Raw genomic sequence first — 18,239 nt, 5'->3', positions numbered from 1 at the left:
TGACGATTACTCGTCGTTGTTACCGCCGAGACCGGCGTTCAACAATTCGGCCAGGCTGGCTGAGGCTTCATCCGCAGTAACCTGCGGTGCTACCGGCACTTCGCCTGCCGCTTTGCGGCGCATACGATCCTGATGGTAAGCGTAACCGGTACCGGCCGGGATCAGACGACCCACGATTACGTTCTCTTTCAGACCGCGCAGTTCGTCGCGCTTGCCTGCTACAGCAGCTTCGGTCAGGACACGAGTAGTCTCCTGGAACGATGCGGCAGAGATGAACGATTCGGTTGCCAGTGACGCTTTGGTGATACCCAGCAGGTCACGCATGAAAGTGGCACCAACTTTTCCGTTCGCTTCCAGATCGCGGTTAGCAATCTTGATGCGAGAGAATTCAGCCTGTTCACCTTCGAGGAAGTCTGCACTTCCTGCGCTCATGATGGTTGCTTTACGCAGCATCTGACGAACGATGACTTCGATGTGCTTATCGTTAATCTTAACGCCTTGCAGACGGTAAACTTCCTGCACTTCGTTAGTGATGTAACGGGTCACCGCATGCACGCCACGCAAGCGCAGGATGTCATGTGGAGACTCTGGGCCATCGGAAACCACGTCACCACGCTCAACACGTTCACCTTCGAACACGTTCAGCTGACGCCATTTCGGAATCATCTCTTCGTACGGCTCGCTGCCATCCAGCGGAGTAATCACCAGACGACGCTTACCTTTGGTCTCTTTACCGAACGAGATAATACCGCTGATCTCGGCCAGAATAGCCGGCTCTTTCGGACGACGCGCTTCGAACAGGTCAGCAACGCGTGGCAGACCACCGGTAATATCTTTGGTACCGCCAGATTCCTGCGGTACACGCGACAGCGTGTCACCGGCGCTGATTTTAACGCCATCTTCCAGCTGAACAATCGCTTTACCTGGCAGGAAGTACTGAGCCGGCATATCGGTGCCCGGAATCAGAACGTCGTTGCCGTTGGCATCCACAATTTTCAGCGCTGGACGCAGATCTTTACCGCCCGCAGTACGCTCGGCGCTGTCCAGAACTACCAGCGAGGAGAGACCGGTTAAGTCATCTGTCTGGCGGGTAATGGTCTGGCCATCAATCATGTCGGTGAAGCGAATGAAACCGCCCACTTCGGTGATAACCGGCATGGTGTGCGGATCCCAGTTTGCGACGGTTTCGCCCGCTGCAACCTGCTCACCATCACCTTTCGCCATGGTGGCACCGTAAGGAACTTTATAGCTCTCTTTGGTACGACCAAATTCGTCGATCATTTTTAGTTCAACGTTACGCGAGGTGATCACCAGCTTGCCAGCCGAGTTGGTTACCGACTTAGCATTGGTCAGCTTGATGGTACCTTTGTTCTTCACCTGAATGCTGGATTCAGCAGCCGCACGTGATGCCGCACCACCGATGTGGAACGTACGCATCGTCAGCTGTGTACCCGGCTCACCGATGGACTGTGCCGCGATAACACCGATCGCTTCACCTTTGTTGATGATGTGACCACGTGCCAGGTCGCGACCGTAGCAGTGTGCACACACACCAAAGTCGGTTTCACAACCTACTACCGAACGGACTTTCAGGCTGTCTACTGAGTTCAGTTCCAGCACGTCACACCAGTGCTCATCGAGCAGGGTGTTACGTGGAACCAGAATGTCAGCGGTGCCTGGCTTCAGCACGTCTTCTGCCGTCACACGACCCAGTACACGTTCACGCAGTGGTTCTTTAACGTCGCCACCTTCGATGACCGGAGTCATCATGATGCCTTCGTGCGTACCACAATCGTCTTCGGTAACCACCAGATCCTGTGCAACGTCAACCAGACGACGCGTCAGATAACCGGAGTTCGCCGTTTTCAGTGCGGTATCCGCCAGACCTTTACGCGCACCGTGGGTTGAGATGAAGTACTGAAGTACGTTCAACCCTTCACGGAAGTTCGCCGTGATTGGTGTTTCGATGATGGAGCCATCTGGCTTCGCCATCAGACCACGCATACCGGCCAGCTGACGAATCTGTGCAGCAGAACCACGCGCACCGGAGTCGGCCATCATAAAGATGCTGTTAAAGGAAACCTGTTTCTCTTCTTCGCCATGACGGTTGATCACGGTTTCGGTTGAGAGGTTTTCCATCATCGCCTTGGCAACACGTTCGTTCGCTGCTGCCCAGATATCGATGACTTTGTTATAACGTTCGCCGGCGGTAACCAGACCAGACTGGAACTGTTCCTGAATCTCAGCCACTTCGGCTTCAGCTTCAGAGATGATTTCCACTTTCTTGGCCGGGATAACCATGTCGTCGATACCGACTGACGCACCTGAACGGGCTGCGTAAGCAAAACCGGTGTACATGGTCTGGTCAGCAAAGATAACGGTCGGCTTCAGGCCCAAAATGCGGTAACAGGTGTTCAGCATTTTGGAGATGGCTTTTTTACCCAGCGCCTGGTTAACAATTGAGTACGGCAGACCTTGCGGTACGATCATCCACAGAATCGCACGACCAATGGTGGTGTCGATAATGCTGGTTTTCGGAACGAATTCGTCCTGCTCGTTTTTGCTGTATTCAGTGATACGAACTTTAACGCGGGCATGCAGCTCAGCCAGGCCAGCGCGGTAAACACGCTCAGCTTCTTTCGGGCCAGTCAGCACCATGCCTTCGCCTTTGGCGTTCACTTTGTCGCGGGTCATATAGTACAGACCCAGAACAACGTCCTGTGAAGGAACGATGATTGGCTCGCCGTTCGCTGGAGACAGAATGTTGTTGGTCGACATCATCAGCGCACGCGCTTCCAGCTGGGCTTCCAGCGTCAGCGGTACGTGAACAGCCATCTGGTCACCATCGAAGTCGGCGTTATAAGCCGCACAAACCAGCGGGTGCAGCTGGATCGCTTTACCTTCGATCAGAACCGGTTCAAACGCCTGAATACCCAGACGGTGCAGCGTAGGCGCACGGTTCAGCAGAACCGGGTGCTCACGGATTACTTCGTCGAGGATATCCCAGACAACCGCTTCTTCGCGCTCAACCATTTTCTTCGCGGCTTTGATGGTGGTGGCGAGGCCACGCAGTTCCAGCTTGCCGTAAATGAACGGTTTGAACAGTTCGAGTGCCATTTTCTTCGGCAGACCGCACTGATGCAGGCGCAGGTATGGACCTACGGTGATAACCGAACGACCTGAATAGTCGACACGTTTACCCAGCAGGTTCTGACGGAAACGACCCTGCTTACCTTTGATCATGTCAGCCAGCGATTTCAGCGGACGCTTGTTGGAACCGGTGATCGCACGACCGCGACGACCGTTGTCCAGCAGGGCATCTACCGCTTCCTGCAGCATACGTTTTTCGTTACGTACGATGATATCTGGCGCAGCCAGATCCAGCAGGCGCTTCAGACGGTTGTTACGGTTGATCACACGACGATAAAGATCGTTCAGATCCGACGTAGCAAAACGGCCACCGTCCAGCGGTACCAGCGGACGCAGATCCGGCGGCAGTACAGGCAGCACGGTCAGGATCATCCACTCTGGCTTGTTGCCAGACTGAACGAACGCTTCCAGCAGCTTGATACGCTTGGTCAGTTTTTTACGCTTGGTTTCAGAGTTGGTTTCGTTCAGCTCTTCACGCAGCTGCTCGCACTCCTGCTCCAGATCCATGTTTTTCAACAGGGCCTGGATCGCTTCGGCGCCCATTTTGGCGTCGAACTCATCACCGAACTCTTCCAGCGCGTCAAGGTACTGCTCTTCAGTCAGAATCTGGCGCTTCTCGAGGTTGGTCATGCCACCTTCGATTACCACGTAAGATTCAAAGTAGAGCACGCGCTCGATGTCACGCAGGGGCATATCCAGCAGTAAGCCGATACGCGAAGGCAGTGACTTCAGGAACCAGATGTGCGCAGTTGGCGACGCCAGTTCGATGTGGCCCATGCGCTCACGGCGCACTTTAGTCTGGGTCACTTCAACGCCGCACTTCTCACAAATCACACCACGGTGTTTCAGGCGCTTATACTTTCCGCACAGGCACTCGTAGTCTTTTACCGGCCCGAAGATACGGGCACAGAACAGACCATCGCGCTCTGGCTTGAAAGTACGGTAGTTAATGGTTTCCGGCTTTTTCACTTCACCGAAAGACCAGGAACGGATCATGTCTGGCGAAGCCAGCGCAATTTTGATCGCATCAAACTCTTCGGTTTTAGTTTGCGCTTTCAGAAACTTAAGTAAGTCTTTCACGGATTAGCTCCCGTCGGAGTGAGACTCAGGGGCGTCCAACCGAAATTGAACGCCCCATAACCAGTACAATTGCGAGCGCTTAAACCCTGCGCTTTCAGGCGGCGGGGTTGCCCGCCAGCCTGAAGTGGGGGTTACTCGTCTTCCAGCTCGATGTTGATACCCAGCGAGCGAATCTCTTTCAACAGTACGTTGAAGGATTCTGGCATGCCCGGTTCCATCTGATGGTTGCCGTCAACGATGTTTTTATACATCTTGGTACGGCCGTTGACGTCATCAGACTTAACGGTAAGCATTTCCTGCAGGGTATACGCGGCGCCGTATGCTTCCAGCGCCCACACTTCCATCTCACCGAAGCGCTGACCACCGAACTGCGCCTTACCACCCAGCGGCTGCTGAGTAACCAGGCTGTAGGAACCGGTTGAACGCGCATGCATCTTGTCATCAACCAGGTGGTTGAGTTTCAGCATGTACATGTAGCCAACGGTTACCTGACGTTCGAACTGCTCACCGGTACGGCCGTCAAACAGGGTAATCTGACCAGAAGAAGGCAGGCCGCCGAGCTGTAACAGCTCTTTGATTTCGCTCTCTTTCGCGCCGTCAAACACCGGAGTGGCGATTGGCATACCTTTTTTCAGGTTCTCAGCCAGACGCAGGACTTCGTCGTCGGTGAACGTATTCAGGTCAACTTTCTGACGTACGTCGGTACCCAGGTCGTAAGCGCGCTGGATGAACTCGCGCAGTTTCGCGACTTCTTCCTGCTTCTTCAGCATGGCGTTGATTTTCTCGCCGATGCCTTTCGCTGCCATACCCAGGTGGGTTTCGAGGATCTGACCGATGTTCATACGTGACGGTACGCCCAGCGGGTTCAGTACGATGTCAACCGGCGTGCCGTGTTCATCGTAAGGCATATCTTCGATCGGGTTGATCTTGGAGATAACACCTTTGTTACCGTGACGACCCGCCATTTTGTCACCCGGCTGAATCTGACGCTTAACCGCCAGATAAACCTTAACGATTTTCAGCACGCCTGGTGCCAGATCATCGCCCTGGGTGATCTTACGACGCTTACCTTCGAGCTTCTTCTCAAACTCGTGTTTCAGTTCGTCGTACTGCTCTGCCAGCTGCTCCAGCTGGTTTTGCTTGGCTTCGTCAGTCAGACCCAGTTCCAGCCAGCGCTCACGCGGCAGCTTGTCCAGTTTGTCTGCTTCAACGCCACCCGAAATCAGCACGCTCTGGATACGGCTGAACAGGCCCGCTTCCAGAATCTGCAGTTCTTCAGACAGGTCTTTCTTGGCCTGCTTCAGCTGCATCTCTTCGATTTCAAGTGCACGTTTGTCTTTTTCCACGCCATCGCGGGTAAAGACCTGAACGTCGATCACGGTGCCTGACACGCCATTCGGTACGCGCAGTGACGAATCTTTCACGTCAGAGGCTTTTTCACCGAAGATAGCGCGCAGCAGTTTTTCTTCCGGCGTGAGCTGGGTTTCACCTTTCGGCGTAACCTTGCCCACCAGAATGTCACCACCGGTCACTTCAGCACCGATATAAACGATGCCGGATTCATCCAGTTTAGACAGAGCTGCTTCACCCACGTTCGGGATATCCGCAGTGATCTCTTCTGGCCCCAGCTTAGTGTCACGCGACACACAGGCGAGTTCCTGGATGTGAATAGTGGTGAAGCGATCTTCCTGAACCACACGCTCGGAGACCAGGATGGAGTCTTCGAAGTTGTAGCCGTTCCACGGCATGAACGCTACGCGCATGTTCTGGCCCAGCGCCAGTTCACCGAGGTCGGTGGACGGGCCATCTGCCAGCACGTCGCCGCGCTCAACCGGCTCACCCAGAGAAACACATGGCATCTGGTTGATGCAGGTGTTCTGGTTAGAACGGGTATATTTGGTCAGGTTGTAAATGTCGATACCGGCTTCGCCAGCGTGCATTTCGTCTTCGTTAACTTTGATAACGATACGGGATGCATCAACGTACTGCACGGTACCACCACGTTTCGCTACGGCGGTTACACCGGAGTCAACCGCAACCGCGCGCTCCATACCGGTACCAACCAGCGGTTTATCAGCACGCAGAGTCGGAACGGCCTGACGTTGCATGTTCGCACCCATCAGGGCACGGTTGGCGTCATCGTGTTCCAGGAACGGGATCAGTGATGCACCGACAGAAACCACCTGTTGGGTGGAGACGTCCATGTAGTCAACCTGATCGCGACTGAACAGGCTCGACTCGCCTTTGCTACGGCAGGTGACCAGATCATCAACAAACGCACCGTTATCATCCAGAGAGGCGTTAGCCTGAGCGATAACGTAGTTACCCTCTTCGATAGCGGAGAGGTAGTGAATCTCATCAGACACTAAACCGTCGATAACGCGACGATAAGGTGTTTCAAGGAAACCGTACTCGTTGGTCTGCGCATAGACAGACAAGGAGTTGATCAGGCCGATGTTCGGACCTTCAGGGGTTTCGATTGGGCAGACACGACCGTAGTGCGTTGGGTGTACGTCACGCACTTCGAAGCCGGCACGTTCACGGGTCAGACCACCTGGGCCGAGAGCAGAGATACGACGTTTGTGCGTAATCTCTGACAGCGGGTTGTTCTGATCCATAAACTGAGACAGCTGGCTTGAACCAAAGAACTCTTTCACCGCCGCCGAAATTGGCTTGGCGTTGATCATGTCCTGTGGCATCAGGGTATCGAGGTCGCCCAGTGACAGACGCTCTTTAACCGCACGCTCAACACGTACCAGACCGACACGGAACTGGTTCTCAGCCATCTCACCCACTGAACGAATACGACGGTTACCGAGGTGGTCGATATCGTCCACTTCGCCTTTACCGTTACGGATGTCGATCAGCTTCTTCATCACTTCGATGATGTCTTCTTTGCTCAGGATGCCTGAACCTTCGATTTCATCACGAAGCAATGAACGGTTGAACTTCATGCGGCCAACCGCAGAGAGATCGTAACGATCTTCAGAGAAGAACAGGTTCTCAAACAGGTTCTCTGCAGCTTCACGCGTTGGCGGCTCACCAGGACGCATCATGCGGTAGATCTCAACCAGTGCGCTCAGGCGATCGCTGGTTGGGTCGACACGCAGGGTCTCGGAGATATAAGGACCGTGGTCCAGATCGTTGGTGAACAGCGTCTCGATGCGCTTATGACCCGCCTGGCTCAGCTTAGCCAGCAGATCCAGCGACAGCTCCATGTTGGCAGCAATGATCAGCTCACCGGTGCTCTCATCGATATAATCTTTAGAGACCACTTTACCCGCGATATATTCAACCGGGACTTCGATGTGCTGAATGCCATCTTTTTCCAGCTGACGGATATGGCGCGCAGTAATACGGCGTGCTTTTTCGACGTAGACGGTGCCGTTAGCTTCGATATCGAAGGTCGCGGTTTCACCGCGCAGGCGCTCAGGCACCAGTTCCATCTGCAGCTTGTTGTCACGGATTTCAAACACCACTTTCTCGAAGAAGATATCGAGGATTTCAGCGGTGGTGTAATGCAGTGCGCGCAGAATGATACTGGCCGGCAGCTTACGACGACGGTCAATACGGACGAACAGGTTATCTTTCGGGTCAAACTCAAAGTCGAGCCATGAACCACGGTAAGGGATGATACGTGCGTTATACAGCACTTTACCCGAAGAGTGGGTTTTACCCTTATCGCTGTCAAAGAACACGCCAGGACTACGGTGCAGCTGAGAAACGATAACGCGCTCGGTACCATTGATAACAAAGGTACCGTTGTCGGTCATGAGCGGAATTTCGCCCATGTAGACTTCTTGCTCTTTAATGTCTTTTACGGTGCCTTCTGGCGCTTCGCGCTCATAGATCACCAGACGCAGTTTCACGCGCAGCGGTGCCGAATAGGTCACGCCACGGATCTGACACTCTTTCACGTCAAAGACAGGTTCACCTAAGCGATAGCTCACATACTGCAACTCAGAGTTGCCGCTGTAGCTCGCGATAGGGAAGACGGAACGGAATGCAGCTTCCAGTCCGTACTGACCTTCTGGATCTTGCTCGATAAACTTCTGGAACGAGTCAAGCTGGATGGAAAGGAGATAAGGTATGTCCAGAACTTGTGGACGTTTACCAAAATCCTTACGAATACGTTTTTTCTCGGTATAGGAGTAAACCATAGGGTTCCTCAGCTAGCTGACAAGTCGACCCACGCTGTCCGTCCTGACAGGACAGTTCATGCAACACGATTTTGTTTGATTCACTGGCTGCGCGGCAGCAGTGCAATACCTCTTTCTATCACGCTTAAATCATTTCATCGCTGTTGCGAGGGCAGGGAACCCGCACAGGAAAGCGGTATATTAAGTCGTCGATAGAGAAAGATATTGAAGAGCAACAATGGACAAACAGTGTGAAACCCCATTGAGGCCCTGGAGCGCAAAAAGGCTGGTGACCAAAAAGTCACCAGCCATCAGCCTGAAACTACTCAGACTGCAACCCGAAGGTTGTCTTACTTAACTTCAACTTCAGCGCCAGCTTCTTTCAGAGCAGCTTCAAGTGCAGCTGCGTCATCTTTGCTGATGCCTTCTTTGATTACGCCAGTTGCTTCAACCAGATCTTTGGCTTCTTTCAGGCCCAGACCAGTTGCAGTACGTACGGCTTTGATTACTGCTACTTTGTTCGCGCCAACAGCTTTCAGGATAACGTCGAATTCAGTTTTTTCTTCAACAGCTTCAGCTGGGCCAGCAGCAACAGCTACAGCGGCAGCAGCAGAAACGCCGAATTTTTCTTCCATAGCAGAAACCAGCTCAACTACTTCCATTACGGACATAGCTGCAACAGCTTCCAGAATTTGGTCTTTAGTGATAGACATGACAATTGTTCCTAAGAATCAGAAAAAGTTTATACGTTAGCAAGTACGAAGAAAAAGAATCTGGCCTTAAGCCGCTTCTTTTGCATCGCGTACAGCAGCCAGAGTGCGGACCAGTTTGCCAGCAGCGGCTTCTTTCATGGTCGACATCAGACGTGCCAGTGCTTCTTCGTAGGTCGGCAGAGTTGCCAGACGGTCAATATTAGCCGCCGTGATCAGCTCACCTTCAAAGGCTGCAGCTTTGACCTCAAATTTTGCATTCGCTTTCGCGAAATCTTTGAACAGACGAGCAGCAGCGCCCGGGTGTTCCATAGAATATGCAATCAGGGTCGGACCAACAAACGTGTCTTTCAGGCACTCAAACTGAGTACCTTCAACGACGCGGCGCAGCAGGGTGTTACGAACAACACGCATGTAAACGCCAGCTTCACGACCTGCTTTACGCAGTTCGGTCATTTTATCAACGGTAACGCCACGGGAATCCGCAACAACCGCTGAAAGCGCGCCTTTGGCTACTTCGCTGACTTCAGCAACAATCGCTTGTTTGTCTTGAAGATTTAATGCCATTAGCTTTTGCTCCTGGATTTGACCGGGGAAGGATTTCCCCGGAACTCACTTCACTTACTCACCCGAAGGAAAATAAGCGCTCGAACACGGTGAGCAGAATCCAGCTAAGAAAAAATTCTTTTGGTTCTGTCACCGTCTACGCAGGGAATTAAGCGGAATATCCGAAGATAAGCTGCTCCTGCGGTCTTGGACGGAGGCCAGGATAAGGCCTGGCTCCAACCTAAATTCTGTTTGATGCAGCAGGGTTCAAAGCGGGAAGGCGATAAACGCAGCGACCGGTTCTGACTCTCTGGTATCGGTTCTGCTATTAACAGAACAACGGGCGTAAGATTCTAGGTGAATTTTTCGCCCGTTTCAAGCAGCAATTAGTTTGCTGTTGCGTTCAGACCAGCCTGGTCAACGGCAACGCCGGCGCCCATGGTGGTTGAAAGGCTAACTTTCTTGATATACACGCCTTTCGCCTGAGATGGTTTGGCTTTTTTCAGCGCAACCAGCAGAGACTCCAGGTTTTCTTTCAGTTTGTCAGCGTCGAAGTCCACTTTACCGATGGTAGTGTGGATGATGCCGTTTTTGTCGTTACGATAACGAACCTGACCCGCTTTAGCATTCTTAACTGCTTCAGCAACGTTAGGGGTTACAGTACCGACTTTCGGGTTTGGCATCAGGCCACGTGGACCCAGAACCTGGCCCAGCTGGCCAACAACGCGCATTGCATCCGGAGAAGCAATAACAACGTCAAAGTTCATTTCGCCTTTCTTGATCTGATCGGCCAGGTCTTCCATACCTACCAGCTCAGCGCCTGCTGCTTTAGCAGCTTCAGCGTTGGCGCCCTGGGCGAAGACAGCAACACGTACTGAACGACCAGTACCGTGTGGCAGAACGGTCGCGCCGCGCACGTTCTGATCAGATTTACGAGCATCGATGCCGAGGTTTACAGCAACGTCAACGCTTTCTACGAACTTAGCGGTAGCCAGTTCTTTCAGCAGAGCGATCGCTTCAGCAATGTCGTACTGCTTGGTCGCGTCAACTTTGTCGCGAATTACGGTCATGCGCTTGGTCAGCTTAGCCATTTCTTAGTCCTCTACTACCAGGCCCATGGAACGAGCAGTACCTTCGATGGAGCGAGTCATCGCTTCAACGTCAGAACCAGTCATGTCCGCAGCTTTAGTTTCTGCGATTTCACGTACCTGAGCACGAGTCACTTTACCGACTTTATCTTTATTCGGCTTACCAGAACCAGACTTGATGCCCGCTGCTTTTTTCAGCAGTACGGCAGCCGGAGGCGTTTTGGTAATGAAGGTAAAAGAGCGGTCGCTGTATACAGTGATAACAACAGGAGTCGGCAGACCTTTTTCCAGAGATTCGGTCTTCGCGTTGAACGCTTTACAGAATTCCATGATGTTAACACCCTGCTGACCCAGTGCTGGACCAACCGGTGGACTTGGGTTCGCCATACCAGCTGCAACCTGCAGCTTGACGTAGGCTTGGACTTTCTTAGCCATGATATTTCCTCAATTGGGTTATAGCGCCTGAAAAGGCTCCCCGTGATAACGATTCACACGCTGTTGCCAGCGCATAAAAACAAAAGGCGCGAAATTGTAGTTAAATTTCGCGCCTGCTGCAACAGCTAAATTGTGAGCGGAAAGAGGTTAACCTTTCTCCACCTGACCGAAGTCGAGTTCAACCGGTGTTGCACGTCCAAAGATGGAAACGGAGACAGTCAGACGACTCTTCTCGTAATCCACATCTTCAACGACGCCATTAAAGTCAGCAAACGGACCGTCATTAACGCGAACCATTTCACCTGGCTCGAACAGCGTTTTCGGCCGTGGCTTATCGCCAACCTGCTGCAGACGGTTCATGATCGCGTCGACTTCTTTGTCACTGATAGGCGCTGGACGGTCAGAGGTGCCGCCGATGAAACCCATCACGCGCGGAACGCTGCGGACCAGGTGCCAGCTTGCGTCATTCATGACCATCTGGACCAGGACATAACCCGGGAAAAACTTGCGCTCGCTCTTACGACGCTGGCCGCCACGAATCTCAACGACTTCTTCAGTCGGAACCATGACGTCGCCAAACAGCTCTTCCATGTTGTGCAATTTGATGTGCTCGCGCAGCGACTGTGCTACGCGGCCTTCAAAACCGGAAAACGCCTGTACGACGTACCAGCGTTTCTTTGGAGCTTCAGACATCTCAGAACCTCAGGCCAGTGATAAACGATACCAGACGGACCAGAATACCATCCAGCCCCCACAAAATCAGTGACATCACGGCGGTAACCGCGGCAACGATTAACGTGGTGTGCAGCGTTTCCTGGCGGGTTGGCCAGATAACCTTACGCATTTCGGTTCTTGCTTCACGAGCAAAAGCCACGGTCGCTTTGCCTTTGGTCGTTAAAAGCGCAATGCCGCCGGCCGCTGCAATCAGCACAACTACAGCTAACGCGCGCAGAGGCAGTGTCACATCACGATAGAGGTAGTTACCTACGATCGCTGCGAGCAGTAGTAACACCACTACTACCCACTTTACCGCTTCCAGGCCGCGCCCGCTCCCTTGAGCTTCGGTATTCGCACTCATAAACCAACCTGCCACAATAATTCAGAAACTATTCTGCCCCGCAGTGCGAGGCATCCAAACCGAATGAGCTTTTGGGGCGTAACTCGGTATCCTACGCCGCATAACAGAGCCTGTCTCAGCAATGATTATGATCGAAAATCACTGATGAGCCAGGTTCTATGAAGCAGCGTGCAAAAAGGGCATCAAATGATGCCCTTTTCGTGTGCATTGCGTCAAACGTTATCGATAATTAAGCGATAACTTTAGCAACAACACCCGCACCAACGGTACGGCCGCCTTCGCGGATTGCGAAGCGCAGACCTTCGTCCATCGCGATTGGGTGGATCAGGGTAACAACCATTTTGATGTTGTCGCCTGGCATTACCATCTCAACGCCTTCTGGCAGCTCAACTGAGCCCGTTACGTCAGTAGTACGGAAGTAGAACTGAGGACGGTAGCCTTTGAAGAACGGAGTATGGCGGCCACCTTCGTCTTTAGACAGAACGTAAACTTCTGACTCGAACTGGGTGTGTGGCTTGATGGTGCCTGGCTTAGCCAGAACCTGACCACGCTGGATGTCTTCACGCTTGATACCGCGCAGCAGAACACCACAGTTCTCGCCTGCCTGACCCTGGTCCAGCAGCTTACGGAACATCTCAACACCGGTACAGGTTGATTTCGCAGTATCTTTGATACCCACGATTTCAACTTCGTCGCCGACTTTAACGATGCCGCGCTCAACACGACCGGTAACAACAGTACCACGGCCAGAGATTGAGAATACGTCTTCGATTGGCAGCAGGAACGGCATGTCGATCGCACGGACTGGATCCGGGATGTAGTTATCCAGGTGTTCAGCCAGTTCAACAATCTTCGCTTCCCACTCTGGCTCGCCTTCCAGCGCTTTCAGCGCAGAACCACGAACGATTGGGGTGTCGTCGCCTGGGAAATCGTACTGTGACAGCAGGTCACGCACTTCCATCTCAACCAGCTCCAGCAGTTCTTCATCATCAACCATGTCGCACTTGTTCAGGAACACGATGATGTAAGGAACGCCAACCTGACGACCCAGCAGGATGTGCTCACGGGTCTGTGGCATTGGGCCATCAGTCGCAGCAACAACCAGGATCGCGCCGTCCATCTGCGCAGCACCGGTGATCATGTTTTTCACATAGTCGGCGTGGCCTGGGCAGTCAACGTGAGCGTAGTGACGGGAAGCCGTCTCATACTCAACGTGTGCGGTGTTGATGGTGATACCACGCGCTTTTTCTTCAGGCGTGCTGTCGATCTGATCGAATGCACGCGCCTGGCCGCCGTTAGTTTTTGCCAGAACGGTGGTGATAGCTGCAGTCAGGGTGGTTTTACCGTGGTCAACGTGACCGATGGTGCCCACGTTTACGTGCAGTTTGTTACGTTGAAATTGCTCTTTAGCCATCGCTTGTCCCTCTAAGACACGGATATATCAAAGATATCATCACATTAACCAGGCAATGCCTGACTGCAAGGAAGTTACAGAGAGAAAATCAGGAGGGAGATAAAGGAAGTGGTGCTGATACCCAGAGTCGAACTGGGGACCTCACCCTTACCAAGGGTGCGCTCTACCAACTGAGCCATATCAGCACATCTGGAGCGGGCAGCGGGAATCGAACCCGCATCATCAGCTTGGAAGGCTGAGGTAATAGCCATTATACGATGCCCGCATCCTGGAACTCGGCTACCTGTTCTTTCTGTAGCTTGTGAGTAACAGAGGATGTTCCCCTATTATTCACAGCCTGTCAGCGAAGCTGACCGACTTTGACTGCGCTAATGCCCAGCCTGAATTCAGGGTGAGAAGAAGTGACTCACCTGACAGATAAACAGGTTGTTTATCTGGTCTCAACCGTGAGATTGAGATGGTGGTGGGAGAAGGATTCGAACCTTCGAAGTCTGTGACGGCAGATTTACAGTCTGCTCCCTTTGGCCGCTCGGGAATCCCACCTACTTGATGGTGCCGGCTACCGGAATCGAACTGGTGACCTACTGATTACAAGTCAGTTGCTCTACCAACTGAGCTAAGCCGGCATCAAGTGACGCGCATTCTAGGAAGGTCGGCTTCAGGATGCAACAAAAAAATCGCTTAAATTGCGCTATCGCTTACTATTTGTGCAAATCATCGCAATTTAGCGTTTTTATGCAGAATTATTGTGCAATTCACTGGCGTTTTACTGGATGGCAGCCAGTCTGCGGACGCCTGTGACTGGCTGATCGCTCCCCCTTTTTTGCCGGTCAGCGCGCTGCAGCAATAAATTTATTTTGCGGCCAGGAGATTAAGTGCTGCTTTTTTAGCCTGCCCCTGCGCCTTTACTTATCCGGCGGCTAAATCGGGCGCACCTGACTGACTGCGGGTCAGACCCACCCTGCCAACCTGATTGCCTCCTCTACGCGCTCATAGGCGGTATGCTGTCCTGTTCTGGCGTATCACCGCCTGATGATTCATCTGCGCCACCTTGCACTCAGTGCCAGGCTGTTGCGTCAGCGTGGCGACAGATGCGGTTACAGGCCTCATCGGGCGAATCAGCATTGTCACGCTATACTCAGCGTGAGTAGCAATAGCACAGCGCAAAGTTATGACGTAATGCGGGTCAGCCTTTAACAGGATTGCACTATTTTATGGGCTGCCCGACGTAAGTTTGTGGGCCTGCCGACGAAAGCGAGTGCACATTTATCTTTTTACTTCTGTTAAAAGCCTTACTGGTGATACCCTCCAGCCCATTGTTCTCAATGATAAACTCGTGATCCGCGATTCATATTTACCATGTTGTCTTACCCTATCCGGGTGACAATCTCCTGAATGTAACGAATTTGCGGTCAGATGCATGCTTATGGATAAAACGACACCCTTGACGACGCCTTATTTGCAGTTCACTCGTGAACAGTGGGCTGCATTACGCGATTCTGTCCCTATGACGCTGTCAGAAGAGGAGATCGCCCAGCTGGAGGGGATCAATGAAGACCTCTCGCTGGAAGAAGTCGCAGAGATTTATCTGCCGCTTTCACGTCTGCTCAATTTTTATATCAGCTCGAATGTACGTCGTCAGGCGGTGCTGGAGCAGTTCCTCGGGACTAACGGGCAAAAGATCCCCTACATTATCAGCATCGCCGGCAGCGTCGCGGTGGGAAAAAGCACCACTGCACGCGTGTTACAGGCGCTGCTGAGCCGCTGGCCTGAGCATCGTAAAGTTGAGCTGATCACTACGGATGGTTTTCTTCATCCCAATGCCGTGCTGAAAGAACGGGGCCTGATGAAGAAAAAAGGCTTCCCGCAGTCTTATGATATGCACCGACTGGTGAAGTTTGTCTCCGATCTCAAGTCCGGTGCCAGTCAGGTGACCGCACCGGTTTATTCGCATCTGATTTACGATGTCATCCCGGATGGCGACAAGGTTATTCAGCAACCTGATATTGTGATTCTGGAAGGGCTTAACGTATTACAGAGTGGGATGGATTATCCACACGATCCCCATCATGTCTTCGTTTCCGATTTTGTCGATTTCTCTATTTATGTCGATGCGGCAGAAGATCTGTTGCAGAGATGGTATATCAATCGCTTCCTGAAATTCCGTCAGGGTGCGTTTACCAATCCTGATTCTTATTTCCATCATTATGCCCAGCTCTCTGAAGCGGAAGCGATTGAAATAGCAGGCAACTTGTGGAAAGAGATTAACTGGCTGAATTTGCAGGAAAACATTCTGCCAACGCGCGAAAGAGCCAGCCTGATTATGACTAAGAGTGGTAATCATGCGGTCGACAAGGTCCGACTGCGTAAATAAACGGTTCAATGAAAAAGGCCTGCGTTCGTGCAGGCCTTTTTATATTCAGACTGGCCGAAGTGATATTTCTCCGCCAACCCACGATTTTATTTCGCCATCCTGCTCTAATAACAGCCCGCCCTGGCTATCCACTCCCCGGGCAATGCCATGCACCTCACGTTCGCCAATAAGCAGCTTAACCGGTCGATTAATAAAATTATCGAGTGCTGCCCAGCGCGTAACAAACGGCGCTAGTCCTTCCTGCTCAAACATCGGCAGTGCGTCACGCAGGCTGTTAATCAGGCTGGCGGCCAGTTCATTACGGTTAACCGTTACGCCTGCTTCCTGCAGGTTGATCCAGCCCTGATTGATCTGGGACGCATCCGCTGAACGCATCGCCAGGTTAATCCCGGCCCCCATCACAATATGCGCAGCATCGCCGGTTTTACCGGTAAGTTCGACCAGAATACCCGCCAGTTTGCGATCGTTGAGGTATATATCGTTGGGCCATTTTACCCGTACATCCGTGGCCCCTAGCGCGTGCAATGTTTCAGCCATGATAATACCAATCACCAGGCTAAGCCCCATAGCGGCTGCAGGCCCCTGATCCAGACGCCAGTACATCGACATATAGAGATTGGCACCAAACGGTGAGAACCATTGCCGACCACGGCGTCCGCGACCCGCCTGCTGATATTCAGCAATACAGGCAGCCCCCGATTGCAGCTCATGCATCCGCTCCAGCAAATACTGATTGGTCGAATCAATAACCGGAATGACTGAAACATTGCCCTGCTTAACCCGTGACAGAATCGCCTGTTCATCCAGCAACTGGATGGGCGCGGACAGGCTGTAGCCTTTCCCGGTTACGGTATAAACGTCGAGGCCCCAGCTTTTTAGCGTCTGAATATGCTTATTGATGGCTGCCCGGCTCATACCGAGGGTTTCACCTAACTGCTCGCCAGAATGAAACTCGCCATCAGACAAAATATCGACCAGTTTCAGCGGGACATTATGGTCCTTCATGCGATCACCTCAACAGCATTGCATTCACCCTGTGCCTGAATGAACCGGACTTCAGGCTCAAGCCAGACATCAAATTTTTCACCCACCCGGGTACGTACGGTTCGGGCCAGCGCCACAATGTCGTCAGGGGTCGCATCATCAGCATTGATCAACACCAGGGCCTGCTGCTGATGCACAGCTGCGCCACCCATACGAAAGCCCTTTAACGCGCATTGGTCAATAAGCCACCCTGCAGCCAGTTTGGTTTCGCCGCTCGCCAGTGGATAATTTGGCATCGACGGAAAGCGAGCCAGCAGCAGGCTGGCCTGCGCCTGGCTGATCACCGGGTTTTTGAAAAAGCTGCCCACATTACCGGTGATTTTGGGGTCGGGTAACTTGCTCTGACGCATCTCACAAACTGCTTGATAAACATCCCAGGCATTTGCGGTGACGGGATTAAGCGTTTTTAGATCGCCGTAGGTCAGGATCGGTCGCCATTGTTTTGGCAGAATCATCCCTACGGCCACAATCACGTAGCCAGACTGGTAGCGGTGTTTAAATATACTGTCGCGGTAGCCGAACTCGCAGGCGTCGCGATCGAGCCGCTCCGTCTGACCGGTGTGCAAATTGAGCACATCGACATATTCGCATACGTCTTTTAATTCAACGCCATAGGCGCCGATATTCTGGATCGGCGCAGAACCGACCATGCCAGGGATTAACGCCAGATTTTCCAGGCCGGTAATGCCCTTTTCCAGCGTACTTTTCACCAATTGATGCCAGTTCTCACCTGCCCCAACGTGCAGTTTCCAGTACTCGAACTCATCCCGGATCCCGATTCCTTTGATACGGTTCAGTACCACCGTGCCGGCGAAATCCTCCAGGAACAGCACGTTGCTGCCCTCACCTAACACCATAAACGGCGTTTGTTGATGCTGGCTTGCTTGCCAGGCAGCCAGGATAGCGGCTGGAGTTTCCGCCACAATGCGTTGTTGGGTATGAATGGCAAGCCCAAGCGTATTGTCGGCTTTTAATGAGGGGTGTTGGCTGGACATTTGACGGCCTTAACTGATTAATCTGGCCGTAGTTTACCGTATCAGACGGGTGTTGCAGGGGGAATTTCAGGTTCTCAGCGAAAATTTCAGCGATCTGCAGACGTAAAAAAGCCCCGCACTTTCGTGCGGGGCTTCTTCACTCGTTTGATGCCTGGCAGTTCCCTACTCTCGCATGGGGAGACCCCA

At 52.6% G+C, this 18,239-nt stretch carries 12 protein-coding genes and 4 tRNA genes; 1 reads left to right on the top strand and 15 read right to left on the bottom strand.

The window, feature by feature from the left end; all coding sequences use genetic code 11:
- Positions 1-6: 6 nt before the first annotated feature.
- The 13 genes from rpoC to FHW04_RS22545 all read right to left on the bottom strand — a co-directional run bounded on the left by rpoC (position 7) and on the right by FHW04_RS22545 (position 14,266).
- Positions 7-4,230 (bottom strand): DNA-directed RNA polymerase subunit beta', encoded by a 4,224-nt coding sequence (rpoC, locus tag FHW04_RS22605; protein ID WP_031376916.1) that lies wholly within the window; start codon positions 4,228-4,230, stop codon positions 7-9.
- Positions 4,231-4,361: 131 nt separating this feature from the next.
- On the bottom strand, positions 4,362-8,390 hold the full coding sequence (gene rpoB, locus FHW04_RS22600; RefSeq protein WP_031376915.1) for a DNA-directed RNA polymerase subunit beta: 4,029 nt from the start codon (positions 8,388-8,390) through the stop codon (positions 4,362-4,364).
- 329 nt (positions 8,391-8,719) lie between these two features.
- The gene (rplL, locus tag FHW04_RS22595) at positions 8,720-9,082 is read right to left on the bottom strand and encodes a 50S ribosomal protein L7/L12 (RefSeq protein WP_006121499.1); all 363 of its coding nucleotides are present in this window, start codon (positions 9,080-9,082) and stop codon (positions 8,720-8,722) included.
- 66 nt (positions 9,083-9,148) lie between these two features.
- Positions 9,149-9,646 (bottom strand): 50S ribosomal protein L10, encoded by a 498-nt coding sequence (gene rplJ, locus FHW04_RS22590; RefSeq protein WP_003848098.1) that lies wholly within the window; start codon positions 9,644-9,646, stop codon positions 9,149-9,151.
- Positions 9,647-10,011: 365 nt separating this feature from the next.
- The gene (gene rplA, locus FHW04_RS22585; protein WP_031376914.1) at positions 10,012-10,716 is read right to left on the bottom strand and encodes a 50S ribosomal protein L1; all 705 of its coding nucleotides are present in this window, start codon (positions 10,714-10,716) and stop codon (positions 10,012-10,014) included.
- Between the two features lie 3 nt (positions 10,717-10,719).
- Positions 10,720-11,148: a 50S ribosomal protein L11 gene (rplK, locus tag FHW04_RS22580; RefSeq protein ID WP_006121495.1), complete on the bottom strand. Its 429-nt coding sequence runs from the start codon at positions 11,146-11,148 to the stop codon at positions 10,720-10,722.
- Between the two features lie 147 nt (positions 11,149-11,295).
- Complete coding sequence (gene nusG / locus FHW04_RS22575; RefSeq protein WP_003848088.1) at positions 11,296-11,841, bottom strand: transcription termination/antitermination protein NusG; 546 nt, start codon at positions 11,839-11,841, stop codon at positions 11,296-11,298.
- Between the two features lies 1 nt (position 11,842).
- Entirely contained in the window at positions 11,843-12,226 is a 384-nt protein-coding gene (secE, locus tag FHW04_RS22570; protein WP_031376913.1) for a preprotein translocase subunit SecE, read from the bottom strand.
- A 229-nt stretch (positions 12,227-12,455) separates the two neighbouring features.
- Entirely contained in the window at positions 12,456-13,640 is a 1,185-nt protein-coding gene (gene tuf / locus FHW04_RS22565) for an elongation factor Tu (RefSeq protein WP_176035909.1), read from the bottom strand.
- 109 nt (positions 13,641-13,749) lie between these two features.
- Positions 13,750-13,825 (bottom strand) — tRNA-Thr (locus FHW04_RS22560).
- Positions 13,826-13,830: 5 nt separating this feature from the next.
- Positions 13,831-13,905, bottom strand: a tRNA-Gly gene (locus tag FHW04_RS22555).
- 193 nt (positions 13,906-14,098) lie between these two features.
- Positions 14,099-14,183: transfer RNA gene (locus FHW04_RS22550), tRNA-Tyr, on the bottom strand.
- A 7-nt stretch (positions 14,184-14,190) separates the two neighbouring features.
- Positions 14,191-14,266: transfer RNA gene (locus tag FHW04_RS22545), tRNA-Thr, on the bottom strand.
- Between the two features lie 800 nt (positions 14,267-15,066).
- On the opposite strand from FHW04_RS22545, the gene coaA reads away from it, so the two are divergent.
- A complete protein-coding gene (coaA, locus tag FHW04_RS22540; protein WP_089562633.1) occupies positions 15,067-16,014 on the top strand; it encodes a type I pantothenate kinase in 948 nt (315 codons plus the stop codon).
- A 45-nt stretch (positions 16,015-16,059) separates the two neighbouring features.
- Here coaA and birA read toward each other — a convergent pair whose 3' ends face one another.
- On the bottom strand, positions 16,060-17,019 hold the full coding sequence (gene birA, locus FHW04_RS22535) for a bifunctional biotin--[acetyl-CoA-carboxylase] ligase/biotin operon repressor BirA (RefSeq protein WP_089562634.1): 960 nt from the start codon (positions 17,017-17,019) through the stop codon (positions 16,060-16,062).
- Entirely contained in the window at positions 17,016-18,053 is a 1,038-nt protein-coding gene (gene murB, locus FHW04_RS22530) for a UDP-N-acetylmuramate dehydrogenase (protein WP_046289645.1), read from the bottom strand. Before murB ends, birA begins: the two co-directional genes overlap by 4 nt.
- Between the last annotated feature and the right edge of the window lie 186 nt (positions 18,054-18,239).

This window comes from Pantoea sp. AN62, assembly GCF_050432985.1.
In the GTDB taxonomy this organism is placed as follows: domain Bacteria; phylum Pseudomonadota; class Gammaproteobacteria; order Enterobacterales; family Enterobacteriaceae; genus Pantoea; species Pantoea brenneri.
This window is presented reverse-complemented; position numbering and strand designations above follow the sequence as displayed.

Coding starts and splice junctions, on each gene's coding strand:
- rpoB (WP_031376915.1), bottom strand. CDS start 8,390: ATGGTTTACTCCTATACCGAGAAAAAACGTATTCGTAAGGATTTTGGT.
- rplL (WP_006121499.1), bottom strand. CDS start 9,082: ATGTCTATCACTAAAGACCAAATTCTGGAAGCTGTTGCAGCTATGTCC.
- rplJ (WP_003848098.1), bottom strand. CDS start 9,646: ATGGCATTAAATCTTCAAGACAAACAAGCGATTGTTGCTGAAGTCAGC.
- rplA (WP_031376914.1), bottom strand. CDS start 10,716: ATGGCTAAGCTGACCAAGCGCATGACCGTAATTCGCGACAAAGTTGAC.
- rplK (WP_006121495.1), bottom strand. CDS start 11,148: ATGGCTAAGAAAGTCCAAGCCTACGTCAAGCTGCAGGTTGCAGCTGGT.
- nusG (WP_003848088.1), bottom strand. CDS start 11,841: ATGTCTGAAGCTCCAAAGAAACGCTGGTACGTCGTACAGGCGTTTTCC.
- secE (WP_031376913.1), bottom strand. CDS start 12,226: ATGAGTGCGAATACCGAAGCTCAAGGGAGCGGGCGCGGCCTGGAAGCG.
- tuf (WP_176035909.1), bottom strand. CDS start 13,640: ATGGCTAAAGAGCAATTTCAACGTAACAAACTGCACGTAAACGTGGGC.
- coaA (WP_089562633.1), top strand. CDS start 15,067: ATGGATAAAACGACACCCTTGACGACGCCTTATTTGCAGTTCACTCGT.
- birA (WP_089562634.1), bottom strand. CDS start 17,019: ATGAAGGACCATAATGTCCCGCTGAAACTGGTCGATATTTTGTCTGAT.
- murB (WP_046289645.1), bottom strand. CDS start 18,053: ATGTCCAGCCAACACCCCTCATTAAAAGCCGACAATACGCTTGGGCTT.